The 26,610-nt window shown below is 59.1% G+C and carries 26 protein-coding genes and 1 tRNA gene; 19 read left to right on the top strand and 8 right to left on the bottom strand.

Annotated features, from left to right (window positions below):
- Window positions 1-413 precede the first annotated feature (413 nt).
- The 14 genes from BT116_RS12980 to BT116_RS12915 all read left to right on the top strand — a co-directional run bounded on the left by BT116_RS12980 (window position 414) and on the right by BT116_RS12915 (window position 11,886).
- Entirely contained in the window at window positions 414-1,163 is a 750-nt protein-coding gene (locus BT116_RS12980) for an electron transfer flavoprotein subunit beta/FixA family protein (RefSeq protein ID WP_014339477.1), read from the top strand.
- A 2-nt stretch (window positions 1,164-1,165) separates the two neighbouring features.
- The gene (locus BT116_RS12975; protein ID WP_072344167.1) at window positions 1,166-2,095 is read left to right on the top strand and encodes an electron transfer flavoprotein subunit alpha/FixB family protein; all 930 of its coding nucleotides are present in this window, start codon (window positions 1,166-1,168) and stop codon (window positions 2,093-2,095) included.
- 75 nt (window positions 2,096-2,170) lie between these two features.
- Window positions 2,171-2,995: a substrate-binding periplasmic protein gene (locus BT116_RS12970; protein ID WP_072344164.1), complete on the top strand. Its 825-nt coding sequence runs from the start codon at window positions 2,171-2,173 to the stop codon at window positions 2,993-2,995.
- A 9-nt stretch (window positions 2,996-3,004) separates the two neighbouring features.
- Window positions 3,005-3,364: a DUF4398 domain-containing protein gene (locus tag BT116_RS12965; RefSeq protein WP_003204190.1), complete on the top strand. Its 360-nt coding sequence runs from the start codon at window positions 3,005-3,007 to the stop codon at window positions 3,362-3,364.
- The gene (locus BT116_RS12960; protein WP_072344161.1) at window positions 3,361-4,170 is read left to right on the top strand and encodes an OmpA family protein; all 810 of its coding nucleotides are present in this window, start codon (window positions 3,361-3,363) and stop codon (window positions 4,168-4,170) included. Before BT116_RS12965 ends, BT116_RS12960 begins: the two co-directional genes overlap by 4 nt.
- 200 nt (window positions 4,171-4,370) lie before the next feature.
- On the top strand, window positions 4,371-5,813 hold the full coding sequence (locus BT116_RS12955; RefSeq protein WP_014339472.1) for an aminotransferase-like domain-containing protein: 1,443 nt from the start codon (window positions 4,371-4,373) through the stop codon (window positions 5,811-5,813).
- 85 nt (window positions 5,814-5,898) lie between these two features.
- A complete protein-coding gene (locus BT116_RS12950; RefSeq protein ID WP_072344158.1) occupies window positions 5,899-6,375 on the top strand; it encodes a translation initiation factor 2 in 477 nt (158 codons plus the stop codon).
- A 148-nt stretch (window positions 6,376-6,523) separates the two neighbouring features.
- On the top strand, window positions 6,524-6,778 hold the full coding sequence (locus tag BT116_RS12945) for a YkgJ family cysteine cluster protein (protein WP_063324943.1): 255 nt from the start codon (window positions 6,524-6,526) through the stop codon (window positions 6,776-6,778).
- 54 nt (window positions 6,779-6,832) lie between these two features.
- Window positions 6,833-7,441, top strand: coding sequence for an START domain-containing protein (locus BT116_RS12940; protein WP_072344154.1), 609 nt, complete (start codon window positions 6,833-6,835; stop codon window positions 7,439-7,441).
- A 141-nt stretch (window positions 7,442-7,582) separates the two neighbouring features.
- Window positions 7,583-7,819: a hypothetical protein gene (locus BT116_RS12935; RefSeq protein WP_057452053.1), complete on the top strand. Its 237-nt coding sequence runs from the start codon at window positions 7,583-7,585 to the stop codon at window positions 7,817-7,819.
- Between the two features lie 200 nt (window positions 7,820-8,019).
- The gene (locus tag BT116_RS12930) at window positions 8,020-8,361 is read left to right on the top strand and encodes a ribonuclease E inhibitor RraB (protein WP_003179463.1); all 342 of its coding nucleotides are present in this window, start codon (window positions 8,020-8,022) and stop codon (window positions 8,359-8,361) included.
- Between the two features lie 355 nt (window positions 8,362-8,716).
- Window positions 8,717-10,126: a circularly permuted type 2 ATP-grasp protein gene (locus tag BT116_RS12925; RefSeq protein WP_072344151.1), complete on the top strand. Its 1,410-nt coding sequence runs from the start codon at window positions 8,717-8,719 to the stop codon at window positions 10,124-10,126.
- A gap of 9 nt (window positions 10,127-10,135) precedes the next feature.
- On the top strand, window positions 10,136-11,086 hold the full coding sequence (locus BT116_RS12920) for an alpha-E domain-containing protein (RefSeq protein ID WP_063324946.1): 951 nt from the start codon (window positions 10,136-10,138) through the stop codon (window positions 11,084-11,086).
- Window positions 11,083-11,886: a transglutaminase family protein gene (locus BT116_RS12915; protein ID WP_072344147.1), complete on the top strand. Its 804-nt coding sequence runs from the start codon at window positions 11,083-11,085 to the stop codon at window positions 11,884-11,886. The genes BT116_RS12920 and BT116_RS12915 overlap by 4 nt, the downstream gene beginning before the upstream one ends.
- 191 nt (window positions 11,887-12,077) lie before the next feature.
- Here the strand turns inward: BT116_RS12915 and BT116_RS12910 are convergent, their stop codons facing one another.
- Window positions 12,078-12,890 (bottom strand): cytochrome c, encoded by an 813-nt coding sequence (locus BT116_RS12910; protein WP_072344144.1) that lies wholly within the window; start codon window positions 12,888-12,890, stop codon window positions 12,078-12,080.
- Window positions 12,891-13,498: 608 nt separating this feature from the next.
- Here BT116_RS12910 and BT116_RS12905 point away from each other — a divergent pair.
- From BT116_RS12905 to BT116_RS12895, 3 genes are all read left to right on the top strand, one after another.
- Window positions 13,499-14,704, top strand: coding sequence for an acetyl-CoA C-acetyltransferase (locus BT116_RS12905; protein ID WP_072344298.1), 1,206 nt, complete (start codon window positions 13,499-13,501; stop codon window positions 14,702-14,704).
- A 26-nt stretch (window positions 14,705-14,730) separates the two neighbouring features.
- Window positions 14,731-16,875, top strand: a complete 2,145-nt coding sequence (locus tag BT116_RS12900) for a 3-hydroxyacyl-CoA dehydrogenase NAD-binding domain-containing protein (RefSeq protein WP_072344141.1) — start codon at window positions 14,731-14,733, stop codon at window positions 16,873-16,875.
- A gap of 88 nt (window positions 16,876-16,963) precedes the next feature.
- Window positions 16,964-17,680 (top strand): amidotransferase, encoded by a 717-nt coding sequence (locus BT116_RS12895; RefSeq protein WP_072344138.1) that lies wholly within the window; start codon window positions 16,964-16,966, stop codon window positions 17,678-17,680.
- A gap of 68 nt (window positions 17,681-17,748) precedes the next feature.
- Here the strand turns inward: BT116_RS12895 and BT116_RS12890 are convergent, their stop codons facing one another.
- The 3 genes from BT116_RS12890 to BT116_RS12880 form a co-directional block, all read right to left on the bottom strand.
- Window positions 17,749-18,720 (bottom strand): magnesium and cobalt transport protein CorA, encoded by a 972-nt coding sequence (locus BT116_RS12890; protein WP_072344135.1) that lies wholly within the window; start codon window positions 18,718-18,720, stop codon window positions 17,749-17,751.
- 134 nt (window positions 18,721-18,854) lie between these two features.
- Window positions 18,855-19,577 carry a 1-acylglycerol-3-phosphate O-acyltransferase gene (locus BT116_RS12885; protein WP_072344132.1) on the bottom strand — a complete coding sequence of 241 codons (723 nt, stop codon included), beginning with the start codon at window positions 19,575-19,577 and terminating at the stop codon, window positions 18,855-18,857.
- A 191-nt stretch (window positions 19,578-19,768) separates the two neighbouring features.
- A complete protein-coding gene (locus BT116_RS12880; protein WP_072344129.1) occupies window positions 19,769-20,458 on the bottom strand; it encodes a crotonase/enoyl-CoA hydratase family protein in 690 nt (229 codons plus the stop codon).
- Between the two features lie 308 nt (window positions 20,459-20,766).
- On the opposite strand from BT116_RS12880, the gene BT116_RS12875 reads away from it, so the two are divergent.
- Both BT116_RS12875 and BT116_RS12870 read left to right on the top strand, forming a co-directional pair.
- Window positions 20,767-20,856 (top strand) — tRNA-Ser (locus tag BT116_RS12875).
- A 195-nt stretch (window positions 20,857-21,051) separates the two neighbouring features.
- Window positions 21,052-21,678, top strand: a complete 627-nt coding sequence (locus BT116_RS12870; RefSeq protein ID WP_072344126.1) for a 2-(3-amino-3-carboxypropyl)histidine synthase subunit 1/2 — start codon at window positions 21,052-21,054, stop codon at window positions 21,676-21,678.
- Between the two features lie 81 nt (window positions 21,679-21,759).
- On the opposite strand, the gene BT116_RS12865 is transcribed toward BT116_RS12870, so the two are convergent.
- The 4 genes from BT116_RS12865 to BT116_RS12850 all read right to left on the bottom strand — a co-directional run bounded on the left by BT116_RS12865 (window position 21,760) and on the right by BT116_RS12850 (window position 26,607).
- Window positions 21,760-22,926 carry an Arm DNA-binding domain-containing protein gene (locus tag BT116_RS12865; protein ID WP_072344295.1) on the bottom strand — a complete coding sequence of 389 codons (1,167 nt, stop codon included), beginning with the start codon at window positions 22,924-22,926 and terminating at the stop codon, window positions 21,760-21,762.
- A gap of 86 nt (window positions 22,927-23,012) precedes the next feature.
- Window positions 23,013-23,222, bottom strand: a complete 210-nt coding sequence (locus tag BT116_RS12860; protein WP_072344123.1) for a hypothetical protein — start codon at window positions 23,220-23,222, stop codon at window positions 23,013-23,015.
- Between the two features lie 262 nt (window positions 23,223-23,484).
- Entirely contained in the window at window positions 23,485-23,823 is a 339-nt protein-coding gene (locus BT116_RS12855; RefSeq protein ID WP_072344120.1) for a DUF7673 family protein, read from the bottom strand.
- A gap of 63 nt (window positions 23,824-23,886) precedes the next feature.
- Window positions 23,887-26,607: a toprim domain-containing protein gene (locus BT116_RS12850; protein WP_170845938.1), complete on the bottom strand. Its 2,721-nt coding sequence runs from the start codon at window positions 26,605-26,607 to the stop codon at window positions 23,887-23,889.
- Window positions 26,608-26,610: the final 3 nt, after the last annotated feature.

Raw genomic sequence — 26,610 nt, 5'->3', positions numbered from 1 at the left:
TCTACACCACTCTCAGGGTCCAATACAAACGTTTGTTTGAAATTGCCGCAGCCCAGATAAATCACTGACGTACGGCTTATGACTGACCATTTTGCCGTATTGACCGGAATAGGCGTTCCGGTCAAGATACGGGCGGTTTTGCGCTCGCCGTAGGCTGACTGTTGGTTTCAAGAGCACCTCTAAAGACAGGGCGAAGGCAGCACAAAGTGACGCATTGCGTGGTTCGGACGCGCAGTTTACACGCCGCGATAATGAATGACTCATCGGTCATCACTGACGAATGGTCTTCACTCCCGTGAGCTGGGTCATGTGTGGTTCATGCCGGCGTTTTTAGAGGTGCCCTTGCGCCCATGAGCATCAACCGCCAGGTTCGCCTAGGCGACTTTTTTTCACCGGAGAGTAACGAGGAATCCATGAAGGTTCTTGTAGCTGTCAAACGAGTGGTCGACTATAACGTCAAGGTTCGCGTCAAGGCGGACAACTCCGGCGTCGACCTCGCCAACGTCAAGATGTCGATGAACCCTTTCTGCGAAATCGCCGTAGAAGAAGCCGTACGCCTGAAGGAAAAAGGCGTGGCGACTGAGATCGTCGTTGTCTCCATCGGCCCGACCACCGCCCAGGAACAACTGCGCACCGCGCTGGCACTGGGTGCCGATCGCGCCATCCTCGTCGAATCCGCCGAAGACCTGACCTCGCTGGCCGTGGCCAAGCTGCTCAAGGCCGTTGTCGACAAGGAACAGCCATCGCTGGTGATCCTCGGCAAACAAGCCATCGACAGCGACAACAACCAGACCGGCCAGATGCTCGCAGCTTTGAGCGGCTACGGTCAGGGCACCTTCGCCTCCAAGGTCGAAGTGTCTGGTGACAGCGTTGCCGTGACCCGCGAGATCGACGGCGGCGCACAGACCGTTTCCCTGAAACTGCCAGCGATCGTCACCACCGACCTGCGTTTGAACGAGCCGCGTTATGCGTCCCTGCCAAACATCATGAAAGCCAAGAAGAAGCCGCTTGAAGTGCTGACGCCTGACGCTTTGGGCGTTTCCACCGCCTCCACCAACAAGACCCTCAAGGTCGAAGCGCCGGCTGCACGCAGCGCGGGCATCAAGGTCAAGTCGGTGGCTGAACTGGTCGAGAAACTGAAAAACGAAGCGAAGGTGATCTGATCATGGCTATCCTCGTAATCGCCGAACACGATAACAAGGCGCTGGCTCCGGCCACGCTGAACACTGTTGCTGCTGCCGCTAAAATCGGTGGCGACATTCACGTGCTGGTAGCTGGCCAGGGCGCTGGCGCCGTGGCTGAAGCCGCTGCGAAAATCGTGGGCGTGGCCAAAGTGCTGTCGGCTGACAACGCTGCCTACGCGCACCAACTGCCGGAAAACGTTGCGCCGCTGGTAGCCGAGCTGGGCAAGGGCTACAGCCACATCCTGGCGGCCGCCACGTCCAACGGCAAAAACATCCTGCCGCGCGTGGCTGCCGCGCTGGACGTCGACCAGATCTCCGAGATCATCTCGGTCGAAAGCGCCGACACCTTCAAGCGTCCGATCTACGCGGGCAACGCCATTGCCACCGTGCAATCGACCGCTGCGGTCAAGGTCATCACCGTCCGCGCCACCGGTTTCGACCCGGTTGCCGCCGAAGGTGGCTCGGCTGCCGTTGAAGCGGTAGGCGCTGCCCACGACGCCGGCATCTCCAGCTTCGTCAACGAAGAACTGGCCAAGTCCGATCGTCCTGAACTGACCGCCGCCAAGATCGTCGTTTCCGGCGGCCGTGGCATGCAGAACGGTGACAACTTCAAGCACCTGTACGCCCTGGCCGACAAGCTCGGCGCTGCCGTCGGTGCCTCCCGTGCTGCCGTCGACGCAGGTTTCGTGCCCAACGACATGCAGGTCGGCCAGACCGGCAAGATCGTTGCGCCACAGCTGTACATTGCCGTCGGTATCTCCGGCGCGATCCAGCACCTGGCCGGCATGAAAGACTCCAAAGTGATCGTGGCGATCAACAAGGACGAAGAAGCGCCGATCTTCCAGGTGGCCGACTATGGCCTGGTGGCGGACCTGTTCGAAGCCATCCCTGAGCTGGAGAAGCTGGTCTAATCCGGCGTCTTCACTTATAAAGAGCCCGGCCCTTTGGCCGGGCTTTTTATTTCTGCCTCAGAGGAGCGTATTGCCATGGAACTGCGTCGTTTGGCCGGCTGGCCGTTGCTGTGGACGTTGGCGCTCGTGTCAGGCCTGTCTGTCGCCGCCGGCAAATGTGAACGACTGATCGCTACCGGCAGCCCGGATGCGCCGCCCTATCTCTGGCAGGATCCTCAAGACCCCAAGCACTTGATTGGCGCCGGTGCCGACCTGCTGGCGCACGTCGCGCAAGAACTGGGGATCAAGATCGAACTGCTGTATGCCGGCAAGCGCTCCCAGGCGTTGGACGAAGTGCGCAGCGGACGCATGGACCTGCTCACCGACGCGCCACTGACCGTTACTGGGCTTGAAGTGCTGGATTACGTTCATCCGCCCTTGCTAGAAAATGATTACCTGGTCTGGACCCGCAAGGACTCGACGCTGCTCATCAACCAGCCCGCAGACCTTCACGGCCATCCCGGGGCCTTGTCGGAAAAGGCCCGTATGACCCAGGGATTTGGCGTCTTTGCCGAGCAGCAATTGTCCCTGGTGCGCACGCCCAACCTGACCCAGGCCTTTCAGAAATTGCTGCTGGGAGAGGTGGAATATGTCCTGGCGGGGCGCTATTCGGGCCTGGCGATGGCGCAGACACTGGGGATGGCCAACGATCTGCAAGCCGCACCGCAACCGGTGGACAAACCCGGGCTGTTCCTCGCGGTTTCCCATAACTCCGCCTGCAATGACCCATGGTTACGCGGACAGCTGGCGCAAAAGATGACAGAATTGGCCGCGTCCGGTCTGACGGAGGCTGTGTTGCAGCGCAATCTCGAGCGTTGGAAAACACAGTTGCAGCCACCTGTCAGTGCCCCAAAACAGTAGGGAACATTAGTGACTATTCGACCTCTTTTCGCTGCCCTGGCCGTTCTGGCTCTGGCGGGCTGCGCAGCCGATCCGGCGCCGAATGAACAGATCCGCCTGACCGAACAGGCACTGGAGCAAGCCCGGGCCGTTGGCGCTACTGCCGACGAAGTGCCCGAATTGAAACTGGCTGAAGAAAAATTCGCTCGCGCCAAATCCAATATGGCCGACGAATCCTACAAGAAGGCGCGCATGCGGGCCGAGCAGGCCGAACTCGACGCCCGCTTGGCCGAAGCGAAGGTGCTGACCCTCAAGAGCCAGGAGCAACTGAACGTGCTCGACACCCGCATCAAGCGCTTGCGCAAACAATTGAGGGAGGATGCCCAATGAAGCACTCCCACGTGTTGGGCAGCCTGGTCCTCGTCGGCTTGGCCAGCTTGTATGGCTGCGCCGGCCAGCGCAGCGAAGCGGCGCTCGAACAGGCCAGCACCGACTTCCAGAAGGTCAAGGAAGACGCCAACGTATTGCGTGCCGCGCCCCGGGACGTGATCCGCGCTGGTGAATCCCTGGCCCGTGCCGATCGTTTGTCCAGCTACTGGGGCAGCGGCGAGGATGTGCAGCATTACGCCTACCTGAGCCAGCGCTACAGTGCGATCGCCCGGGAGCACAGCAATCAGGTGCTCAACGAAGAGCGCGCGGCGAAGCTCGAACTGGAGCGCCAGCGCCTGCAACTGGCCCTGCGCGAATCCAAGTTGCTGAGTGTGCAGCAGCAGGGCAAATGGCTCGAAGAACAGATCATGGCGATGGCGACCACCCAGACCGATCGCGGCCTGGTGATGACCCTGGGCGACGTGCTGTTCGACACCGGCGAAGCGGAACTGAAAAACTCGGCCAACCGGGTCGTGCTCAAGATTGTGCAGTTCCTGCAGCTCAATCCCAAGCGCGTGGTGCGTATCGAGGGGTATACCGACAGCACGGGCGGCAAGCAGGACAACCTCAAGCTGTCTCGCGACCGCGCCCAAGCGGTCGCGGATGTGCTGGTGGACCTGGGGATCGACGAAAAGCGTATCCAGGTCGAAGGCTACGGCGATGAATACCCGGTGGACGTCAACGCTTCCGAGCGCGGCCGGGCACAGAACCGTCGGGTTGAAATTGTATTCTCCGACGAAAAAGGCCAGCTCGGCGCCGCCCGCTGAGGGCTGCGTCCCTGGAGAACCCGGCCCCTGTAGAAGGCGCCGGGTTTTTTTGGCCCTGCAATCGATGCACGACGAGTACAGTTAGAGCTGTCACTCCACTGTACTGTCGAGTAATCTGGCAACTGTCCCAGTACACTTCTAAACTGTTCCGGTATCGTTTCCAACAAGAATAAAATGCCCGTGAAATCGAGTGCTGCGTCATGACCAACCTTCTGCTCTATCAACGTATTGCTCAACAGCTGGCTGAAGACATCCGGCGCGGTGTGTATCAGCCCGGTGAACGCGTGCCTTCGGTGCGCAAGATGAGCTCGCAGCTCAACGTCAGCCATGCCACGGTGCTGCAGGCCTACGCCAACCTTGAAGACCAGGGGCTGATCCGCGCGCGGCCGCAGTCCGGCTATTACGTGCACCAGACGCCAGCCCTGACGGCGCCGACGCCGGACATTGCCCGGGTCGAGCGCCCGGGGCTGGTGACGCGCAGCAGCATCATTCAGCAAGTATTGGTCGAGTCGCGCCGCGAAGGGGTGTTTCCCCTGGGCGCGGCGGTTCCGAGCGTCGATTATCTGCCTGTCCGGGCCCTGCATCAGCAATTGGCCAAGGTCACACGCTTCCACAGCCCGCGGGCGTTCAGCTACATGTTCAGCCCGGGTTTCGAGCCGTTGCGCCGCCAGGTGGCGATTCGCATGCGCGATGCCGGCGTTGTGGTGGACCCTTCCGAGGTGGTGATCACCCACGGCTGCGTCGATGCGTTGCAGATGTCCTTGCGGGTGCTGACGCGGCCCGGGGACTTGATCGCCGCCGAGTCGCCGACCTATTACGGCTTGCTGCAACTGGCGGATCTGTTGGGCCTCAAGGTCATCGAGATCCCCAGCGACCCGGTCACCGGCATGAGCCTGGAGGCCTTGCAGTTGGCGGCCAACCAATGGTCGATCAAGGCGCTGGTGCTGACCACGCGCCTGAGCAATCCTCTTGGCGGCACCATGCCGGAAGAGCGGCAAAAGCAACTGCTGCGCCTGGCGTCGGACTTCGACATCCAGATCGTCGAGGACGATATCTATGGCGAGTTGATGTTCGAGCAGGGGCGCACCAAGGCCCTCAAGGCCTACGACCGGCTGGACCGGGTCATCTACTGCTCGAGTTTTTCCAAGACGTTGTCGCCAGGTGTGCGCATTGGTTGGATGATCGCGGGGAAATTCCAGCAGGAAATCCAGCGGCTCCAGACCTTCAGTACGCATTCGGCGTGCAGCGTCACGCAGATGGGCATTGCCGCGTACCTGGAAAACGGCGGCTATGACCGGCACTTGCGCTATATCCGGCAGGAGTACCGCAAGAACCTCAGCGCCTTTCAGTTGGCGGTGCAGCAGTACTTCCCCGAAGGCACGCAGATGAGCCGTCCCACTGGAGGCTTCATCCTGTGGGTCAGCCTGCCAGGGCGGGTCAATACCCAGGAGTTGCATGTGCGGGCGTTGCAACAAGGCATCAGCATCGCGCCAGGGCTGATTTTCAGTAACACCGAGCAGTTCAACCACTGCATTCGCTTGAACTGCGGCACCCCTTGGAACCGTGAGGCAGAGCGGGCCTTGATGACGCTGGGGCTGTTGGCCACTCAATTGTGCCAGGAGACGGCCAACGGATTTCTTTAGACGTCAGTGGTTTAGCTCGATGTGCTTGTCAGCGCCTCATTATCAGGCGAGCATGGGGGTCTCTGCCGTCAATGCTGTTGTATCTATGAAAGCCATTGTTCCCGCTGCCTGGGTTTTGATCGGCCTGTTGAGCGTCTTCCACATGGGAGGCGTAGTCGCGGCAGCGCCAGCGCAGGAAAAACCGGCCGCCAGTGCCACGAAGGATGCGCCGAAAAAAAACACGGCGGCCAAGAAGCCTCCCGCCAAAAAGGCGGCACCGGCGAAGAAAAAACGCGCGCCCATCGCGTCCAAGAGCAAATCCGCCCACGAGGTCGCCAAGACCCCATTGCCGCCGGCCAAGCTGGATTTGAGCTTGCCCCATGAGATGGTCGATCAACTGCAACCACCGGGTAAGGTGGTGCAGTTCAAGCGTGAACCCCTCTTGCCGTCGATGTTCGGCGAGAAACCCGGGCCATTTCAGCTCAATGGCCGTTTGTTGAGCAATGAAATGCAGCTGCCACTGCGCAACCAGGAGCGCAATGAGGTGGAAGGCGCAGCACTGGATTTCGAATTCAAGCAATAAACCTTCGACAGGCCTGCAGTTCGTCGCTGACCATTGGGTCATCCCGCCGTGGGCAAAAAAACACGCAGACGGTAATTTAAAACGAGTGTTTTAGCCGTTACTCTGTGTTCTGTTACTAACCATTACCTGTTGTGAGGATGTTGTCGTCATGAAATGCCGTGAAGGCTGTGGCGCCTGTTGCATCGCCCCTTCCATCAGCTCACCTATCCCTGGCATGCCCCAAGGCAAGCCGGCGGGAGAACGTTGCGTGCAATTGTCGGTCGATAACCTGTGCCGGATCTTCGGCCTGCCGGAGCGTCCGGCGGTGTGCTCGGCGTTCGAAGCCGACATCGAGGTTTGCGGCAGCAGCAGTGAAGAGGCCATCCGGCTGATCGGTTGGTGGGAGCAAATCACGGCAGCGTAATGAGTCAATGAACGGATCCTAACTGAACGAACTTGGACAATAAGGAAAAGAACTATGGGTTCGCTGCATCGTATGGCTGTGTTGTGTGGGTTGACCGTGTTGCTGGCAACGGCCACCGCTCAGGCAGAGGACTGGCAGGTTGCCAAGGAGAAGGACGGTATCAAGGTTTCCCTCAGTGAGGTGGCGGGCTCCAAATACAAGGCCTATCGCGGCGTGACGGTGATGAAAACCACCATGGCCAAGCTTCGGGCCCTGCAGGAAGACGTTCCCGGTGCCTGCGCCTGGATTCATGAATGCAAGAGCCAGAAACTGCTCAAGCACGAAGGCAATCAGAGCTGGACCTACACTCAGTTCAACACGCCATGGCCGGTGACGTCCCGGGACTCGGTACTGGAAGTCACCACCGAGGAGGGCGCCGATGGCAGCCTGACCCGCAAGCTCAAGGGGGTGCCGAAATACCTGCCCGAAGAGCAAGGTTTCGTGCGAGTGACCCAGGTCGACGGCTTCTGGAAGTTCACGCCAAAGGGCGCTGGCCAGATCGAAGTGACCTACCAGGTCCACACCGAACCAGGGGGGGACGTGCCGTCCTGGCTGGCGAACAAGTTCGTGGTGGATGCACCGTTCAACACCTTGAAAGCCCTGAAGGAACGCGCCGAAAACTGATCGGCCACGGCTTCATACCCGGAGACCGCCCCAGAGGCGGTCTTTTCATGGGTGCCGTCCAGACGCCCGGCGGAACGATTGTCCGGACCTCAATGTCGAGATAAAGGTAAGCCAGGCCCTGAATTGATCAAGGAGACACCGATGCAAAAGTGGGAAATCACTTTCGTGGATGATCATGGCGAAGCCATCGCCGAGCAGTTCGACTACGAGCAGGAGCCTACGATGGAGCAGGCTGCACAACTGATTCGCGAAAAATTGCTGCCCGTTTCTGCCCAACTGGATCTCAACGACCTGGAAGGTCGCACTGAAGATCCCACCGTCAAGAACCTCAAGTCCCAGCACAGTATCGAAATCATCAGCATTACACCGATTTCATGAAACGGTGCCTGGTCTCGCTTGGCAGCGGCTGCCACTTGCGGCTACTCTGCAATTGAGATCAGCGAAAGGATCGCCAAGGTTCGGTCTTGTCAGCTACATGCTTGTGTCCCGACGGCCATTTGATGCCGTACCGCTTGCAGCCTGAGGGCTTCACGCACGGGAAGACGGAAAGTCTATCCATTGTTTCAGGAGGACGTTTCATGAGCACAGCCTATCAAGAAGACATCAGCACCAGCGTGTTACGCCGCATGAAAGAAGGCGGTTTCGATTTTTCCCGATTCCATCCCATTGAGTTCTACGCCATTTTCCCGGACGAGGAGCGGGCGCGCAGGGCGGCAGGTCATTTTCGGGGAGAATCGTTGAACGCGCAGATCAGTGCACGGGACGATGGGGCTTGGTCGTTGGAACTGAGCCGGGTGATGTACGCCACTTACGATGACATTGGCGACTTCGAGCAAGACTTTGAGGCAGTCGTCGAACCCTTGGGTGGTGTGATCGAGGGCTGGGGTGTCAAGCAAGAGATCCGGCGCCTGCAGGCCTGACAGTCACTCACCGCAACCACAGCAACGGCTGACCTTTGTGTCGGCCGTTTTCATGTCTGTGAGCTAACGAGAGTCCCTGTGGGAGCCGAGCTTGCCCGCTGACACACCACAATCACTTCCCCAGGTTTTGTACTTAACTGTATCCAGATCAAGTCGCGTCGTTTTTCCGAGACTATGCTCAGCAGAGCGACGCCCCTGCGTCGCAATGAAGCGGGGGCAGCGGGGTGGGGGCGTTTGTTGCACCAGAAAAGTGCGCGGCCTGTCAGAGGAGAATCCAACCCGTTGATCATAAAGCGTTTATGCCGATGGCACGGGGCTTGCGAAGCCTTGCTGCCAGGGTGACAAGGAGTACGGCATGATCCGCAGCGGTTTTGATGAAATGTACGATGCCAACGGCCAGGTCCGCCCGCATTACCAGGCGTTTGCTCGCTGGCTGGCTGAAACGCCTGGTGAGCTGCTGGCGCAACGCAGGCGCGAAGCCGACCTGTTGTTTCATCGTGCTGGCATTACGTTTACGCTCTACGGGGACGAGCAGGGGACCGAGCGCCTGATCCCTTTCGACACGATCCCGCGCAGCATCCCGGCCAGTGAATGGCGGGTGGTCGAACGCGGCTGCATCCAGCGGGTCAAGGCGCTGAACATGTTCCTGGCCGACCTCTACCACGAACAACGGATCATCCGGGCCGGCATCATTCCCGCCGAACAGGTGCTGGTCAACGAGCAGTACCAACTGGCGATGCAGGGGCTTGATCTGCACCGCGACATCTATGCCCACATTTGTGGTGTCGATCTGGTTCGCGACGGTGACGGCACGTACTACGTGCTCGAAGACAATCTTCGTACGCCCAGCGGCGTCAGCTACATGCTCGAAGACCGCAAGATGATGATGCGCCTGTTCCCCGAACTGTTCGCCGCCCAGCGCATCGCCCCCATCGATCATTATCCGAACCTGCTGCTAGACACCCTGAAAAGCTCCAGCCCGCTGGACGATCCCAGTGTCGTGGTGCTCACGCCGGGGCGTTTCAACAGCGCGTTCTTCGAGCACGCGTTCCTGGCCCGAGAGATGGGCGTGGAGTTGGTGGAAGGCGCCGACCTGTTCGTGCGTGATGACAAAGTGTTCATGCGCACCACCGACGGCCCGAAAGCGGTGGATGTGATCTACCGTCGCCTCGACGACGCGTTCCTCGATCCGCTGGCCTTCAACCCGGACTCGATGCTCGGGGTGCCGGGCCTGTTGTCCTCCTACCGTTCCGGCAACGTGGTGTTGGCCAACGCCATCGGTACGGGCGTGGCGGACGACAAGTCGGTGTACCCCTTCGTCACCGACATGATCCGTTTTTACCTGGACGAGGAGCCGATTCTGAAGAACGTCCCTACATGGCAATGTCGTAATCCTGCTGAACTTTCCCACGTGCTGGCGAATCTTCCCGACCTGGTGGTCAAGGAAACCCAGGGTTCCGGCGGTTACGGAATGCTGGTGGGGCCGGCCGCGACGACGGCGCAGATCGATGCCTTCCGCGAGCGGATCAAGGCCAAGCCGCACGCCTATATCGCTCAGCCGACGCTGTCGCTCTCGACCTGCCCGACCTTTGTCGAAAACGGCATCGCCCCGCGCCACATCGACTTGCGGCCGTTTGTGCTGTCGGGGCGCGAGACCCGCGTGGTGCCTGGTGGGCTGACGCGGGTGGCGCTGCGCGAAGGTTCCCTGGTGGTGAATTCCTCCCAGGGCGGTGGGACCAAGGATACTTGGGTAGTCGAGGATTGAGGAGCTGCCATGCTGAGTAGAACCGCCTCGGACCTGTACTGGATGTCGCGCTACCTGGAGCGCGCGGAAAACCTCGCACGGATGCTCGACGTCAGCTATTCGTTGTCACTGATGCCCCAGGACGGGCGTGGCGATGGCTTGCACGAGCTGGCCATGCCATTGCTGATCACCGGCACGCTGGATGATTACCGGGAGCGACACGCCGATCTGCACGCCGAGCGCCTGCTGCATTTCTTTGCCCTGGAAGCGGCCAACCCGGCCAGTATCTACAGCTGCCTCGGCGCGGCGCGAGCCAGTGCCCACGCGGTACGTGGGCGAATCACCGCCGACATGTGGGAGAACATCAACGCCACCTGGCTGGAAATTCGCGGTATCGCCGAGCAAGGCTTGAATCGCTACGGCATGAGCCGTTTCTGTGAGTGGATCAAGGAGCGATCCCACCTGTTTCGCGGCGCCACCTACGGCACCATCATGCGCAACGACGCGTTCCGCTTCATTCGCCTGGGGACCTTCATCGAAAGGGCCGACAACACCCTGCGCTTGCTCGACGCCCGCTACGAAATGGCCGGTGACCAGGCCGACACGGTCAGCGATGGCACGGCCCACGCCTATTACCAATGGAGCGCCTTGTTGCGAGCCTTGTCGTCCTTCGAGGCGTATACCGAGATCTACCGTGACGCCCCGGGCGCTCGCCATGTGGCTGAGTTGCTGCTGTTGCGCGCCGATGTGCCGCGTTCGCTGCGCGCCTGCACCGAAGAAATCAACCAGATCCTCGCGAGCCTGCCGGGCACCAACGGTCGGCAGGCACAACGGCTGGCGGCGGAAATGGACGCACGCCTGCGCTACACCGGTATCAATGAAATCCTCGACGGGGGCCTGCATGCCTGGCTCACCGAATTCATCCCACTGGTCCGTGAACTGGGCAATGCCATTCACAGTTCCTACCTGGAGGTCATATGAGACTCTCGATCAGCCATGAAACGGCCTACCACTATGAAGATCAGGTGCGCGCCAGCATCCAGTACCTGCGCCTGACGCCCCACGACAGCGAACGCCAGCATGTGCTGAGCTGGCAACTGGATTTGCCCCGGCCGGTGCGTGCGCAGCTGGACCCGTTCGGCAATATCCTTCACGTACTGACCCTGGACGAACCCCACGAAACAATCATCATCGGTGCCCGCGGACAGGTGGATATCGATCCGTTGCGCGAAGCCGAGCACGAGAGCCAATCGGCGCTGCCGTTCCTGCGCTTCACCCGGCTAACGGAAGCGGACGAAGCCCTGCGAACCTTCGCCGCGCAGCAATGCCAGCAGCGTCGCGATCGTACGGCGCTGATCGACCTGATGCACGGGCTGAACCAGCACATGATCTACACCCCAGGCACCACTGAGGTGGAGACCAGTGCGCCCCAGGCTTTTGCCGGTCGTAGCGGGGTGTGCCAGGATCACACCCACGCCTTCCTGGCCTGCGCCCGTAGCCTGGGGGTGCCGGCGCGGTATGTCTCGGGGTATCTGTTCAGCGAAGAGAGCGAACACCTGGCAAGCCATGCCTGGGCGGAGGCCTGGCTTGACGACGCCTGGTACAGCTTCGACGTGACCAACCAACTGGCCCGTCCGGAGCGCCACCTGAAGCTGGCCGTGGGCCTGGATTACCTGGACGCCTGCCCGGTACGTGGCATGCGTCGCGGCGGCGGTTGCGAGCAGATGCACGCCAAGCTGGTCGTGCCACCGGCGCCGGTGATCACGGTGCAACAACAATAATCCTCCAACGAGGTAATGCTGTTCAGTTAAGGATGGTTTGAATCATTGTGGCGAGGGGATTTATCCCCGCTGGGCTGCGCAGCAGCCCCAAAAAGGCTGAACGTAACCAACCCGGCATACTTCGGTGGCTGGGGTTCAGGGCCGCTTCGCAGCCCAGCGGGGATAAATCCCCTCGCCACAAAAAAGCAATCTCATGGGTTCAATGGCTGTTTGCGTCCCGCCATATGCTTCAAATAACCCACCAGCAAATCCAGCTCTGAATCCGGCAGCACCGCAGCCGAGAACCCGGGCATCTTGCCCTGGGGCCAGCGACGCAGCGCTTGCGGGTCGCGAATGTAGTGCTTGAGGAAATCCCCGGCGAAGTATTCGGTCGGGTTGAAGGGAATGTTCAGGTCAGGGCCGAACTGCGCATCACCCGCGCCATTGAGCCGATGGCACGCCAGGCAATTTTTCTGGAACAGTTCGAAACCTTTATTGACCGGGTCGTCCTTGGCCAGGCTGGGCGCCGGCAGCAGGGCGGGGAAGCGTTCGGCCACCGCCGACAGGCGCTTGATGGTCGCCACCGCGTAGGGCCATTGCTCCGGGCTGATGTGGCCAGCCTGCGGATCGGTCCAGACCAGGTAGAAAGGCCCGGCGCTGTGCTTGCCTTCCCCCAGCGACGGCCAGGGCTTGGCCGGGTCCTCGATCGCCAGCCAGGCCCGGGCCCCGCTCTTGTTGAGTAACGGCGCCGCAGGCATTTCGGCAGCGAAGCCGTCCAGGGCAACGGCTTGCAGGTGGTCGTCCGCTTGGACGCCCGTCAATAGTGCCGTCAGCGGCACGGCTCGATAGCTCATCGGTTTCTTGTAGGAAACGTCATCAGCGATCTGGACCGTTTGAACGTCCGGATGCTTGAGCAGTTCTTCGGTTTGCCAGGTGCGCGTGCCCGCGCCCAACTCCAGCACCAGTTGAGCGGCATAAAGGGGCGTGCTGAGCAGCAACGCCCCGAACACAATAAGAGCTTTCAAGTCGATCGCCTTCCATGTCGAGGGGGTGCCGCAAAGGTTGGCACAGCCATCGCGGCTCGAACAGAGAACCCGTCACATTTTTTGGCGACACAACTATTGGATGATGCAGATGCCCTCGCGCAGGATTCAGCCAATCACCTTGGTGATATTCGGCAAAATCAACAGCAGCGTCGTGGCAAAGAGAATGAGTCCGGCTTGGCGAACTTTCGAATGTTTGAACATGGCTGACCCGCCTTTATTGTTATTTCCTAAAAGCCAGCCTGCATATCCATGGCGGCTGGCGTTGCACTTCCTGTTCGACAAGCGCCTCGGCAAAACCCGACGACTTTCTTGTACAAGGATTACATTAGGGGCCGCGGCGGCCTTGGCTTAGATCCAATTCATATCAGCTTGGTACAGGTTGCTCTGAAAAAGGTATGAGGCCTATTGCCACCTTCCTGCCGGCCCTTTTGCTAGACAGCTTGCCCTCCTGAATCGGTTAACCCGATAGCTCGCTACCGTTCGTCTGAGCGTGGCCGTCAACGCCATTGAGCACTGTGGTCATTGAATCCGGCGCCGCTGGGCTTATGGTTGAAGGCATCGCATTACCCCGTGGTTTCGAGGACGTCATGACCCAAGCTTTGATTTTCGACGCATTACGCACGCCCCGCGGCAAGGGCAAGGCCGATGGCGCCTTGCACAGCGTCAAGCCGGTGAACCTTATGGGTGGCCTGCTCAGCGCGTTGCAGCAGCGTATGGATCTGGATACCAGCCAGGTCGATGACATCGTGCTCGGTTGCGTGACCCCGGTGGGTGAACAGGGGGCCGATATCGCCAAGACCGCTGCGCTGGTGGCCAATTGGGATGTCAGCGTGGCAGGCGTGCAACTCAATCGGTTTTGCGCCTCGGGCCTGGAGGCGGTGAACCTGGCGGCGATGAAAGTACGTTCTGGGTTCGAAGACCTGGTGGTGGCCGGCGGCGTCGAATCCATGTCCCGGGTGCCCATGGGCAGCGATGGCGGCGCGTGGGCGCTGGACCCGCAAGCCAACCTGCACGGTCACTTCGTTCCCCAGGGCATCGGCGCCGACTTGATCGCCACGCTGGAAGGCTTTCGCCGTGAGGATGTCGACGGTTATGCGCTGCATTCCCAGCAAAAAGCGGCGCGTGCCCGGGCTGACGGTTCGTTCAATAAATCCTTGGTCGCCGTGCGGGACCAGAATGGCATCGTGCTGCTGGACCACGACGAGTTCATCCGCGCCGACTCCACGCTCGAAGGCCTGGGCAAGCTCAAGCCAAGCTTCGAGGCCATGGGCCAGATGGGGTTCGATGGCACGGCGTTGCGCGTTTATAGCCATGTCGAACGAATCCATCACGTGCACACGCCGGGCAACAGTTCCGGCATCGTCGATGGTGCGGCGCTGATGTTGATCGGTTCCGAAGCCAAGGGGCGCGCCATGGGCCTGCAACCCCGGGCGCGGATCGTCGCCACCGCTGTCACCAGTACCGACCCGACCATCATGCTCACCGGTCCGGCGCCGGCTACCCGCAAGGCCCTGGCCAAGGCCGGGTTGCGGGTGGAGGACATTGACCTGTTCGAAGTCAATGAAGCCTTCGCCTCGGTGGTGCTCAAGTTCATCAAGGACATGGCCATCGACCCCGCCAAGGTCAACGTCAACGGTGGTTCCATCGCCATGGGGCATCCCTTGGGCGCCACGGGGTGCGCAATTCTCGGTACGTTGCTCGACGAATTGGAGGTGCGTCGCCTGCGTTATGGCCTGGCGACCCTGTGTGTCGGCGGCGGCATGGGCATTGCCACCGTCATTGAACGCCTCTGAGCCCCGACTTCAAGGAACACTTTTTCATGACCGATGCCATCCGTTACGAAACCGGCCAGGACCGGATCGTCGTCCTGACCCTGGACCTGCCGGGCCAGAGCGCCAACACCATGAACGCGGTGTACCGTGAGGCCATGGCCGCCTGCGTCGCCCGTTTGCAGGCTGAAAAGGACTCGATTGCCGGTGTGATCATCACCTCGGCCAAGCGCACCTTCTTCGCGGGTGGTGACCTCAATGAATTGATCAAGGTCGGCAAGCCCGAGGCCAAGGCTTTCTACGACAGGGTCCTGCTGCTCAAGGCCCAACTGCGTGCCTTGGAGACCCTGGGTAAACCCGTGGTGGCGGCCATCAATGGCGCGGCCCTCGGCGGTGGTTGGGAAATCTGCCTGGCTTGCCATCATCGTGTGGCCCTGGACCTGCCGTCGGTGCAGCTCGGCCTGCCGGAGGTCACGCTCGGCCTGTTGCCGGGTGGTGGTGGGGTGGTGCGGATGGTGCGCCTGCTCGGTTTGGAAAAGGCCTTGCCGTATCTGCTCGAGGGCAAGAAGGTCAATGCGCAACAAGCGCTGCAGGCCGGTTTGATCGATGAGCTGGCGAAGGATCGTGATGAACTGCTGGCCAAATCCCGGGCCTGGATTCTTGCCAACCCCAGCGTCATCCAACCCTGGGATGCAAAGGGCTATCGACTCCCGGGCGGCACGCCGTCTGATCCGAAAGTTGCGCAAATGCTGGCAATCGCCCCTTCGATCCTGCGCAACAAGACCCAGGGTTGCCTGCCGGCACCGGAGAAAATCCTCTGCGCAGCGGTGGAGGGCGCCCAGGTTGATTTCGACACCGCGCACCTGATCGAAACCCGCTACTTCACTGAACTGACCACCGGCCAGGTGGCGAAGAACCTGATCGGCACCTTCTGGTTCCAGCTCAACGAGATCAAGGCCGGTGGTTCTCGCCCGCAGGGTTTTGCGCCTTATCTGACGAAAAAAGTCGGCGTGCTCGGCGCGGGCATGATGGGGGCGGGTATCGCCTATGTCAGCGCCGTGGCCGGCATCGCGGTGGTACTCAAGGATGTCGATCTGGCGGCGGCCGAGAAGGGCAAGGCCCGTTCTGCGGCGTTGCTGGATAAAAAGATCGCCCGCGGCCAACTCACCGCCGAGCAGCGCGAAGCCACGCTGGCGCGGATTCAACCCACCGACAGCAACGCAGACCTGGCCGGCTGCGACCTGATCATCGAAGCGGTGTTTGAAGATCGCGCCCTGAAAGCCAGCGTGTCGGCCGCCGCCCAGGCGGTGGTGGGCGATGATGCGGTGATCGCTTCCAACACCTCGACCTTGCCCATCACCGGCCTGGCCATGGCTGTACCGGACCCGACGAAGTTCATCGGCCTGCACTTCTTCAGCCCGGTGGAAAAAATGCCCCTGGTGGAGATCATCAAGGGGGCGCGTACCAGTGACGTGACTTTGGCTCGGGGTTTCGATTTTGTCCTGCAGATCAACAAGACGCCGATTGTGGTCAACGACAGTCGCGGTTTCTTCACATCGCGGGTATTCGGCACCTTTACCAATGAGGGCATCGCCATGCTCGGCGAGGGCGTGAGCGCGCCGATGATCGAGACCGAAGCGCGCAAGGCCGGGATGCCGGTCGGGCCTCTGGCGATCTCTGACGAAGTTTCCCTCAGCCTGATGAGCCATATCCGCGCGCAAACCGCCAAGGACCTGCACGCAGAAGGGAAGATGCCGATTGAGCACCCGGCATTCGCCGTGATTGACTTGCTGCTCAACGAGTACAAGCGGTCGGGCAAGGCCGCCGGTGCCGGTTTTTATGAATACCCGGACAATGGGCAAAAGTACCTGTGGCCACAGCTGAAGAGCCGCTTCGAGAAAACCGATGGGCAGATTTCCCCGCAGGATATCCGGGATCGCCTGCTGTTCATCCAGGCCCTGGAAACCGTGCGCTGCATGGAGGAGGGAGTGCTGACTTCGACGGCCGACGCCAACATCGGCTCGATCTTCGGCATCGGCTTCGCTGCCTGGACCGGCGGTGCGCTGCAGTTCATCAACCAATACGGCCTGCAAGACTTTGTCGGTCGCGCCCAGTATCTGGCCGAGCAATACGGCGAGCGCTTCTCCCCGCCGGCCTTGTTGTTGGAGAAAGCCGCCCGCCACGAACTGTTCTGACAGACCGGGGAAGGGCTTGCCTTGGGACCGTGTTTCAGGGCAGGCTCTGGGATGTGCAATATTCCCATCATCGTGTCAGGTATTTTTTATGTCGCTACGCATCTGCATTCTGGAAACCGATATCCTGCGTCCGGAACTGGTCGACCAATATCAGGGTTACGGGCAGATGTTCCAGCGCTTGTTTTCGCAGCAGCCCATTGCGGCCGAATTTGTTGTGTACAACGTGATGGAGGGGCATTACCCCAGCGATGACGAGCAGTTCGACGCTTATCTGGTGACCGGCAGCAAGGCTGATTCCTTCGGCACCGACCCTTGGATCCAAACCCTCAAGACCTACCTGCTGGCGCGCTATCAGCGCGGCGATAAATTGCTCGGTGTGTGCTTTGGTCACCAGTTGCTGGCGTTGTTGCTGGGCGGTAAGACCGAGCGCGCCACCCAAGGCTGGGGCGTCGGCACCCATCGCTACAAACTCGCCGCCAAGGCGCCTTGGATGAGCCCGGTGATGGAAGAATTGACCTTGCTGATCAGCCATCAGGACCAGGTCACCGAATTGCCCGAAAGCGCGACGGTCATCGCCTCCAGCGATTTCTGCCCGTTTGCCGCCTACCACATCAACGATCAGGTGCTGTGCTTCCAGGGGCACCCAGAGTTCATCCACGATTATTCCCGGGCCTTGCTGGAGATTCGCCAGCAGCACCTCGGCGAGCAGATCTATAGCCAGGGTGTGGCGAGCCTTGCCCACGAGCACCACGGCACTACGGTGGCGGAGTGGATGATGCGTTTTGTGGCTCAGAAGCAGCTTTGAGCTACAAGCGACAAGCTACAAATTAAGAGCTGCGAGCTTGTAGCTTGTAGCTTGTTGCTGCTCCCCTCCTACAACCATCCCGAGCGCTTGAAGCTCCACCACAGCGACGAGCATCCCACCGCGATAACTCCTAGCACCGCGAAATAGCCGTATTGCCAACTCAGCTCCGGCATGTCCTGGAAGTTCATCCCATAGATCCCGGCCACAGCCGTGGGAAACGCCAGGATCGCCGCCCAAGCTGCAAACTTGCGCTGCACCACGCTCTGGCGCGACGCTTCGAGCAACACGCCGACTTCGATGGTCTGGCTGGCGATGTCGGCCAGGGTTGTCAGGTCTTCCATTTGCCGCGTGACATGAATCTGCACGTCGCGGAAGTACGGGCTCATGTTCTTGTCGATGAAGGGGAAGTCCAGTCGCTGCAACTCTTCACTGATCTCCACCATTGGCGCCGCATAACGGCGCAGGCGCAATACGTCGCGGCGCAAGCTGTGCAGGTTCTGGATGTCCCGTTCGTTCAGGGAACTGCACATGACATTGTGTTCCAGCTCATCGATTTCGGCGTGGATGGCCTCACCCATTGGCTGGTAGTTTTCAATCACGAAATCGAGGATGGCATAGAGGACGAAATCTTCCCCGTGTTTCAGCAAAAGCGGACGCGCCTCACAGCGCTGTCGGACGTGGGCGTAGGACGCGGAGTGGCCGTTGCGAGCCGTGATGATGTAGCCCTTGCCGGCAAAGATATGGGTTTCGATGAACTGCAGCTTGCCGTCCTTGCGTATCGGCGAATACGTGACGATAAACAGCGCATCGCCAAAGGTCTCCAGCTTGGGACGGCTGTGTTTCTCCATGGCGTCTTCGATTGCCAATTCGTGCAGGTTGAATTGACGCTGCAGGTTGGTCAGCTCCAGGGCGCTGGGCTCTTCGAGACCGATCCATACAAAATGACCAGGTTTGGCAGCCCAGGCGCTGCCTTCGTCGAGGGTGATATTGGTGACTTTCTTACCGGCGCTGTAGACCGCAGCAGCAACGACGCTACCCATAATGGTGGTTCACTTCTTATTGGAAATGGCAGTGGCAGGCAGTGTTCAGCTTAACGCGCCCTGTAGCTTGAGAGTCAGCAAAATCTGCGGAGTTCGGCGGCAAAAGAAAACCCACCGAGGGGGTGGGTTTTCATTCAGGCGGCTTGCAACTGCCGGTCCATTGTCGCGATGCACTCGCGCATCTGTTCACGGCATTGGGCGATGAGCCGGGGCATGTCATCCATACTCAATCCGGCCGTAGGAATCGCCGGCAATGAACGTATGAGGATGTTACCGCTGCGCCAACGATTGAGGCGCATGTGCTTGATGTAGCTGCTCACGCACACCGGAACAATCGGCACTCCGGCGGCTATTGCCATCTGGAAGGCGCCTTTCTTGAATGGCAGCAGGTCTGCGCCCAGATTGCGCGTGCCTTCCGGAAAAACCCAGATCGAGGTGTCCTCGTGCTGCAAGGTATGGGTGGTGGTCAGCATCGACTTTCGGGCCTTGATCGCGTTGCCGCGGTCGATCAATACGTTGCCCGCCAGCCAGAACAATTGCCCGAACAGCGGCACCCATTTCAGGCTCTTCTTGCCAATGCACACGGTACGGCGCGGCACCACGTTGCCGAACATGAACAAGTCATAGTTGGATTGGTGGTTGGCGATGATGACGCAGCCGTTGGGCTTGTTCACCAGCGAGTCGACCTGCGTCCGGACCCGCAAACGCAAAATGCACATGGCCGGCAATGCGTACAACCTTGCGCATAAACGGCTGTTGTCCGGGTTGAACGGCCGGCACAGGCCCAGAATCACCCCGAGCACGCCAGCCAGTACAAAATGCAGGCCCATCAATAACATACGCAATACAAACAGCATCTACGGGCCCCATCGGGACAAAAGGTTGCGCAGTGTACGGATGTGCACTGTTTTCGGCAATTGCCCCTATAGATGTAGGAGAAATAGACGATGTTTAAGCGCATGGTTCCAAATAATGCGACAGAAGCGGCCTAGAGCGGTTGCGGACTTTTAAACGACGCTGCGTAGGAAAAAGCCCGGCTCTACAAGCGTCAGCCCAAGTGCTCCTGATCCAGCAGAATCGCACTGTCCAGCGTATCCAGCAGAGCCTTGCGCACTTTCAGCTTGGTGTTCTTGTGGGCTGTCATGTTGATCTTCTTCAACTGACGCGCCGTTTCCAGGGCCGCGCCCTGCAGTTCTTCGGTCGACACCACCTTGTCGAGGAAACCGGCATCCACAGCGCCCTGCGGATTGAACATCTCGGCGTTGATTACCGAGCGATGAAACGCCGACTTGCGCAGGCGATCACGGGCCAGCTCGATACCGGCGTGGTGCATGGTCATGCCGATCTGCACTTCGTTCAGGCCGATGCTGAAGGGTCCTTCCACACCAATGCGATAGTCCGCCGAGAGCAGCAGGAATGCACCCTTGGCCACCGCATGCCCCGGGCAAGCGACAACGACAGGGAAGGGGTGCGACAACAGGCGACGGGCCAGGGTCGAGCCGGCCGTGACCAGGCTCACCGCTTCCTTGGGACCGGCAGTCATCACTTTCAGATCGTAACCACCCGACAAAATCCCCGGTTGCCCGGTAATGATCACCACCGCCCGATCCGCCGTCGCCTGGTCCAGCGCAGCATTGAACGCAGCAATCACGTCCGGCGAGATGGCATTGACCTTGCCGTTGTTCAAGGTCAGGGTCGCGATACCGTCTTCGAGATGGTAGGTAATCAAGTCGCTCATGACGCTATTCCTTGTAAGAGAAGTGACGCAGACGTTACCCACCGCCGCAGGTCAGGTAAAGCGCCGTGACTGACTCACCAGTCAGCCCCAGGCTCTGCAAACAGCCTGGCCCGCCCATCCTGCTTCACCTTCATCTATAGGGCAGCGCCTGCATAGCCCCGAAGATTGGCCGGTTTGCCATGCCCAGGCGCGTTTGAAAAGCCCGACCAAGCTTAACCGCATGAAAATTCTGAAAAAAACCTTTGCCATCGGAAAAGCTTTCGACTACATTAGCGCGCCTCGACAGACTGAACAGTTTGCCGAGATACGGTGAAGTGTCCGAGTGGCTTAAGGAGCACGCCTGGAAAGTGTGTATACAGGAAACTGTATCGAGAGTTCGAATCTCTCCTTCACCGCCACATTCTGAAAACACAAACCCCTGATTTTCCTAGAGAAAGTCAGGGGTTTGTGGTTTCTGGTGTCTGAAAAAAGGCGATATGGGACCAATATGGGACCGGAGGGCAATTCATGGGTGTTTAGATATACCCCCCCTCACTGGCGATGGCTCTGCCTACAATGACCCTTTACCATCCTAATTCGACGTAGAGGGCATCATGGAACCAGGTAATGTTTCGGCCATCATCTCGGCGGCGGCTGCAATCAGCGGAGTTGTACTTGGTAACGTCCTTTCAGCGTTCAAGGAGGCCTTGGCTAAACGTGCTAAAGAAAGCCAAGAAACCAGCTACCTAGGGGTCATCGTGGTCTCTCATTTAGATCGGTTCGCCACCGGTTGTTTGGATGTCGCATTAGACGATGGCAGTGAGTACGGCCGTCCCGCTGGTGAACGAGGTGAATATGTGCCTGTTGCGACTCCACCCGAATTTCTGCCGCTCTCTATTAGCGTTGATTGGAGGCTGCTACCCAAAAATTTGATGTATTCAATCCTTCGACTCCCCGATAAGCAGGATCAACTTGAGGGCAGCCTTGCGGCTATACAGGAATTCAATTACGACCCGCCTGATCACGGTGAATTCTTCTGGGCGCGTCAGCGAGGGTATGCTGTGCTAGGCCTCCAAGCGTCGAAATTGGCGCTAGAACTTCGTAAACATGCTGTGTTGCCTGTCGAAGAGTCCGACCCAGGCGATTGGAACCGAGATAAAAAACTGGAAGAGGTCATAGCTGATATTGACGGGAGACGGAAGGCATACGAGAGCCGTCAGTCGAAAGGTATTTCCGTCTAGCTCGGGTTGCATCGTGACTTGGAGCGAATGCCAGTGTGCCCCAGCCCGCCATAAAAATTGCTGGGGCCTATTTCATCGCAGTTACAGTTTCAACGCTAATTGGAGCATTCCGACGACATCTGGCCCATCCTCATTTATCCACATCCCATAGTGCTGCCGGATCATATTCCCATTGGTGTGCCCCATCTGTTCGGCAATCCAGTCAATCGAAGCCACGCCCGTGGTCAGCAACTGGCTGGCATAGGTATGTCGACACTGGCCTGGCCCACGATAACGAACCCCAGCCGCATTCAAATGAGCTTTAAAAAAACGATCCCGCACAACAAAGTCGCTGACATGCGGCAGACCGCTTTTGGTATTCAGGAACACGAAGTGCAACTTATGCTGTCGCACTGTCTTATTGTCCCGCTCGACGATATCGACCGTCTGCGCTTTCTTGACAGGATTCATTGCATCGATCTTGCGTAGCGCATCCCATGCTGGCTCCAGAAGCCGCACCTTTCGAGTCGAGCGCCGGGTTTTCGTTACTCGATAAGCTCCACGTACCTTGGAGCGGCGAAACGTTACCGTCCCATGCTGTAAATCGACGTCCTCCCAAGCCAACGCAATCGTTTCCGATACCCGCGGCCCCGCCCAAATCATGAACTGAATCATCAACAGTTCTTGCACGCGATGCGTCGACGTCTCAAGGATCTGCTTGATCTCCGCCCTGGTGAACGGGTCTGGTGCTTCAGGATCCGGCAAGCGCACAAACAGCCCCTCAGTCGGATCATGTGCAACCTTCTTGCGAGTCCGGTAAAGCCTAAAGACCTGCCGCACATTGCTTATGATGTCCCGAATGGTTTTGTTCTTCAGTCGCTTTGACAGCGTGTCCTGCACCCACTCCTGTAAGTCCAGGTGATCGATCTGGTCGATCTGAACCTTGCCCCAGCGTGGCCGGACATGCACCTCGGCTTTATTGGCATAGCCCCGATAGGAAGTGGCGGCAACGCTGTTGCTCTTGATCTTCAGCCATAGATCAAGGTAGTGGCCGAACGTGTTCTCGACCAGGCTGGCTGAGTTGGGAAAGTGTCGGCTGTAGTTGAAGGTGCCGGCCTCTATCTCGTATTGAATGATATTGACCAGACGCTGTGCCTGCTCCCGGTTCGCCGCTGTGTTTCCCCCCGGTATGAGTTCTCGACACCGCTTCCCATTGAAACGAAAATAGACTCGTATGGAATTGCCTCGAGCCTCCACTCCTTGTGTCATGTGCTTCCCCTCTTGCAACGTATTGAGGAAGGGCCCGTTGATGGGCCTTTCCGTATTGCGTTTGTTTTCGGGCTCCGTGTTAAAGATCACTCTTGGCGAAGTAACCACCAAACGCTGGCGCTCTTCTTAGGTCCGGGGGTGACACCGGATCGCGCTTCTTCGGCCCGACGTCGCTCGTTAATGGCCTGCCGGGCCTTACTGCACTTGTAATGATTGCCGTGGGCGCGGTATTTCCCGCATTGGTCGCAGAACCCCGTCAGGTCGAGATTCCAAGGAAAGGATTTGCCATTGTTCATCGCGCCAACTCCTTGAAACCGACGCCTCGGGAGTCATGAAATACAGCGATACCGCGCGCCGTAGTTCGGGTGACATAGGAAAGGTCATCATCGGGTTTCAGCGCGTTCGTGCTAGTCTCCCCGGCGCTGCTGCTTGGGTTCCGTGCTTGCATGGTGCTGCTCCTTAGTGGTGGTCGGTGTCGGGGAGTTGGCGCTCCTCGACACCATCTTTCAGGCCTTGGCCTGGTCTTGCGTGATGATTGCTACAACTTCGTTCCGGTCTTCATGCCCATCGATTCCGCAACTCCTCCCAAATCGCATCACCATTCTCGAAGTACCGATGCACCTCTCGTTCGGTCGTGTTATCGAGCCGCAAGACGGTGATGCAGTCATCGAAAAGAGCCGCATCGAGCCGACGCAATTCGGTCATGTCGAAGGGGTAGTCCTGGCCGTTGTAAAGCCCGAGCAAGAAGCGGCCTATGACGCCACTCTGTCCCGAATGACCTTGAGCGACCGGCACCAATCGGTGTAGCGCCTCAATGCCCGTCAGGCGAATAGTAGGAAGGGCTCTCTCGTATCGAAAAATTTCGTCAAACGCTTCTATGATTCGATCTGGTGACATGGTGTTGCTCCTTTGATGTTGTCCAGGCGTTGCCCGCCTGGTGGTGGTTACAAGCGGTGTTGCTTAGGCGTTCTGGAAGGTCCAGCAACGCACGGTGGTGGATTTCCTAGCCATCGCGTTATTGGCTGCCTGGGCCGCTCGGACGGCGCTGTAAGTGGCCTTGTTCACCTCAAGCAGCTTGCGGCTGCGGCTATTGACCAACAGCGTGCGCAGGGTCTTGAGATCTGCGAGGTTCTGTCGGTGATCGCTGGCTTTTTCGGCGAAGTCGTTGAGGTTGATGGCGATGAGTTTCGGGTCGACGCTGTGATTGACCTGCGGTCCTTCGCCGAGGCTCTCCAGGTACTCGTAAACGTCCCAAAATTCGGCAACCAAAGGATGGTCAGCGCTGATCGCCGCCTGGCGTTCCAGAGCCATGCTGGTGAGGGCTTGATGGGTAGTGACACGCTGGTTTTCATCCAGCGGACAGATCAAACAAAGGCAGTCCACTAGCGCCATGATCTGGCTATGGTTCTTGATGATCCGCTCCACACGGATCTCCTTGAGCTGGCGCAGATGCTGTTCATGCACCGCCACGCGCTCGGCAAACTTCGCCATGACCTGGGCTTCAGCCCGCACAGCCATCAACAGGAAATGGCTGAGCTGTTCCACCGGGATCAAGTTCAGGTTATCCGCGGCGGCACGGCTCTCTGTGGTCACCGCAGGGCGAGCAAAGTGAGTTTTGATAATCCGGGTCAGGATCGCCTCCGACGCGCAGACGTCGGCGTTCTGGCTGATGGCGACGACACCCCGAAACGGTGGCTCGTAGGTTTCGTTACCGCTGGTTTTCATCCCCCGAGTGCCGAGGGTGCCGCCGCCAAAGAAGTCCTTGAGCTCGTCCCAGTCAAAGCCCTTGGCATGCGCCTTGTCCGGCTCGTTGCGATCGCCCTCGATCAACACCACCGGCATATTGGAAACTTGACCCATGGCCCGTTGGCGGCCGGCACGAGTTGATTTCGACGGGTCGAAGCCTTCGTGTTCTCGACCCAGGAGCTTCCAAAGAAAAGTCAGCAGCGTCGTTTTGCCGGCGCCGGCCTCGCCCGTGACTTCCAGAAAGGGAAACGATTTGTACTGTGCGCGAATCTGCTCGGCGAACAACGAGCCAAACCAGAACGCCAGCGACACGATTCCCTTGGCGCCAAAACATGTCCAAAGCATGGGCAGCCAGTCGTTGCGGTACTGCTTGGCGTCACGCTGGATGTGCATCGCGATCGACTTCTGCAGCGTCTTGAGTCGCAGCTTGTCGAACTCAAAAAAGTCTTCTTTGTTGACCTGGCTGACGATGCCATTGCGCACGGCAATGTCGCCGAACACATAGGCCCCATGCTCCTTGCTGTAGCCCACATAATCGATGGTCTCTACAGTTTTCAGTCCATAGAGTTGGTCCTTCATGATCTTGTCGAGCTGCTGCCCGCTGCCTGTGAACACCGCGCCGGCAGCCATGCTGAGCAAGCGCTTCTTGAATTCGCTGGCGGCGGCGACCTGACCGCCCGTGAAGGTGTTTTTTACGCTGCCGCCGTCGTGCGGAAAGTCCACACGGAAGTAATACCAGGACTCGTCAGTTACCTCGTTGCGCTGGAAGTACAGCGCCTGGGGGTAGCAGTTGGCGATTTCGACAACACCACCACATTGGCGCAGTGCCTTGTCACGACGTTGTTTATCGTTAAGCAACTGGTCTTCGTGGCGCTCCGAAGACTCCAACGCCTGCATGGCCTTGTTGAACTTCTCCAGGTCCATCTTGAACCAGTACAGCCGGCTCTCGAACTCGAAGTGAAACTCAAAGCGCTCGCGCCATTCGTACATCAGCACGCCTTTCTCGGTCGCGCTTTCGGCGATCAGAAGCGAGCCGTGATAGCGGGCGGTAATCAAGTCTCTTTTAATTTGCTCGGTGCGCTGGGGTTCGTCATCTATAAAGGCCCAGCGCTGATGCAGGTCATTCCAATCAACCTTGCGGCTGTCAGGTTGAGGGATCTGCGCAGCTTCGCATTCATAGCCCAGGACGCGGGCCTGTCGCACCCACTGTCTGGTGTATTTATGTGCACCGGGTTCGTTGTCCAGCGCCCAGACCAACTTGGGCAACTTGCTGCCGCGCAGTCGTGCCAGCGCTCTCAACGACTCTTCGGGAAACGCGTTGGATGACATGGACGACACTGCTGCAATGCCGTTATGCGCCAGAGCGATAGCGTCGAAGATCCCCTCGACAATCCACAGCTCGGCGACGTCCAGCAACTCGACGCAAGGCGGACACCACCAAACGCCGCGAGGACTATCGCCAGGCTTGAACCGGGCTTTCATCTTGCCGAAGCGGTGCGGACGATCAATCAGCCGCTCCCAATATCCCCCTTTGTCCAGGGCGAAGCGGACCGTAGTGCTGCCTTCGTTCAGCTCTCGGCAATAGTAGGACTCTTGGCTAAACCAGCCCTGAATCAGCTCAAGCCGAAACCCACGGGCAAACTCCAGATAGGCTCGAGCTGTTGCGGTGGGATATTGATCGCAAGAGGGCGCTCGCCGGCTCCAGTCATCGAACAGATCCTCATACAATTCCTTAACGTGCCAGCGCTTCGCACATTTGCTTTCGCGTCCGCAAATGATCAGCCACGGTTTTGAAACCCGGGTATAAAGCTCTTTTTGTCCACAAGCTGGGCACTTGCCGCCGCGCCAATAGACGTCGCTGTGCCGCGCCTTGAATCCGTAATCGTCCTTGAGCCGTTGAAGCACTTCAGCCCGTAGCGTTTCTGACTGTTCCATGTC

Origin of the sequence: Pseudomonas sp. NFACC16-2, assembly GCF_900119205.1 — a bacterium.
In the GTDB taxonomy this organism is placed as follows: Bacteria; Pseudomonadota; Gammaproteobacteria; order Pseudomonadales; family Pseudomonadaceae; genus Aquipseudomonas; species Aquipseudomonas fluorescens_Q.
The sequence above is the reverse complement of the archived record's forward strand: the minus strand, read 5'-3'. Positions and strand labels throughout refer to the sequence as shown.

Coding starts and splice junctions, on each gene's coding strand:
- BT116_RS12890 (WP_072344135.1), bottom strand. CDS start 18,720: ATGGGTAGCGTCGTTGCTGCTGCGGTCTACAGCGCCGGTAAGAAAGTC.
- BT116_RS12915 (WP_072344147.1), top strand. CDS start 11,083: ATGAGACTCTCGATCAGCCATGAAACGGCCTACCACTATGAAGATCAG.
- BT116_RS12925 (WP_072344151.1), top strand. CDS start 8,717: ATGATCCGCAGCGGTTTTGATGAAATGTACGATGCCAACGGCCAGGTC.
- BT116_RS12900 (WP_072344141.1), top strand. CDS start 14,731: ATGACCGATGCCATCCGTTACGAAACCGGCCAGGACCGGATCGTCGTC.
- BT116_RS12975 (WP_072344167.1), top strand. CDS start 1,166: ATGGCTATCCTCGTAATCGCCGAACACGATAACAAGGCGCTGGCTCCG.
- BT116_RS12885 (WP_072344132.1), bottom strand. CDS start 19,577: ATGCTGTTTGTATTGCGTATGTTATTGATGGGCCTGCATTTTGTACTG.
- BT116_RS12855 (WP_072344120.1), bottom strand. CDS start 23,823: ATGTCACCAGATCGAATCATAGAAGCGTTTGACGAAATTTTTCGATAC.
- BT116_RS12850 (WP_170845938.1), bottom strand. CDS start 26,607: ATGGAACAGTCAGAAACGCTACGGGCTGAAGTGCTTCAACGGCTCAAG.
- BT116_RS12870 (WP_072344126.1), top strand. CDS start 21,052: ATGGAACCAGGTAATGTTTCGGCCATCATCTCGGCGGCGGCTGCAATC.
- BT116_RS12905 (WP_072344298.1), top strand. CDS start 13,499: ATGACCCAAGCTTTGATTTTCGACGCATTACGCACGCCCCGCGGCAAG.
- BT116_RS12935 (WP_057452053.1), top strand. CDS start 7,583: ATGCAAAAGTGGGAAATCACTTTCGTGGATGATCATGGCGAAGCCATC.
- BT116_RS12880 (WP_072344129.1), bottom strand. CDS start 20,458: ATGAGCGACTTGATTACCTACCATCTCGAAGACGGTATCGCGACCCTG.
- BT116_RS12980 (WP_014339477.1), top strand. CDS start 414: ATGAAGGTTCTTGTAGCTGTCAAACGAGTGGTCGACTATAACGTCAAG.
- BT116_RS12970 (WP_072344164.1), top strand. CDS start 2,171: ATGGAACTGCGTCGTTTGGCCGGCTGGCCGTTGCTGTGGACGTTGGCG.
- BT116_RS12920 (WP_063324946.1), top strand. CDS start 10,136: ATGCTGAGTAGAACCGCCTCGGACCTGTACTGGATGTCGCGCTACCTG.
- BT116_RS12940 (WP_072344154.1), top strand. CDS start 6,833: ATGGGTTCGCTGCATCGTATGGCTGTGTTGTGTGGGTTGACCGTGTTG.
- BT116_RS12865 (WP_072344295.1), bottom strand. CDS start 22,926: ATGACACAAGGAGTGGAGGCTCGAGGCAATTCCATACGAGTCTATTTT.
- BT116_RS12950 (WP_072344158.1), top strand. CDS start 5,899: ATGAAAGCCATTGTTCCCGCTGCCTGGGTTTTGATCGGCCTGTTGAGC.
- BT116_RS12955 (WP_014339472.1), top strand. CDS start 4,371: ATGACCAACCTTCTGCTCTATCAACGTATTGCTCAACAGCTGGCTGAA.
- BT116_RS12860 (WP_072344123.1), bottom strand. CDS start 23,222: ATGAACAATGGCAAATCCTTTCCTTGGAATCTCGACCTGACGGGGTTC.
- BT116_RS12945 (WP_063324943.1), top strand. CDS start 6,524: ATGAAATGCCGTGAAGGCTGTGGCGCCTGTTGCATCGCCCCTTCCATC.
- BT116_RS12895 (WP_072344138.1), top strand. CDS start 16,964: ATGTCGCTACGCATCTGCATTCTGGAAACCGATATCCTGCGTCCGGAA.
- BT116_RS12930 (WP_003179463.1), top strand. CDS start 8,020: ATGAGCACAGCCTATCAAGAAGACATCAGCACCAGCGTGTTACGCCGC.
- BT116_RS12960 (WP_072344161.1), top strand. CDS start 3,361: ATGAAGCACTCCCACGTGTTGGGCAGCCTGGTCCTCGTCGGCTTGGCC.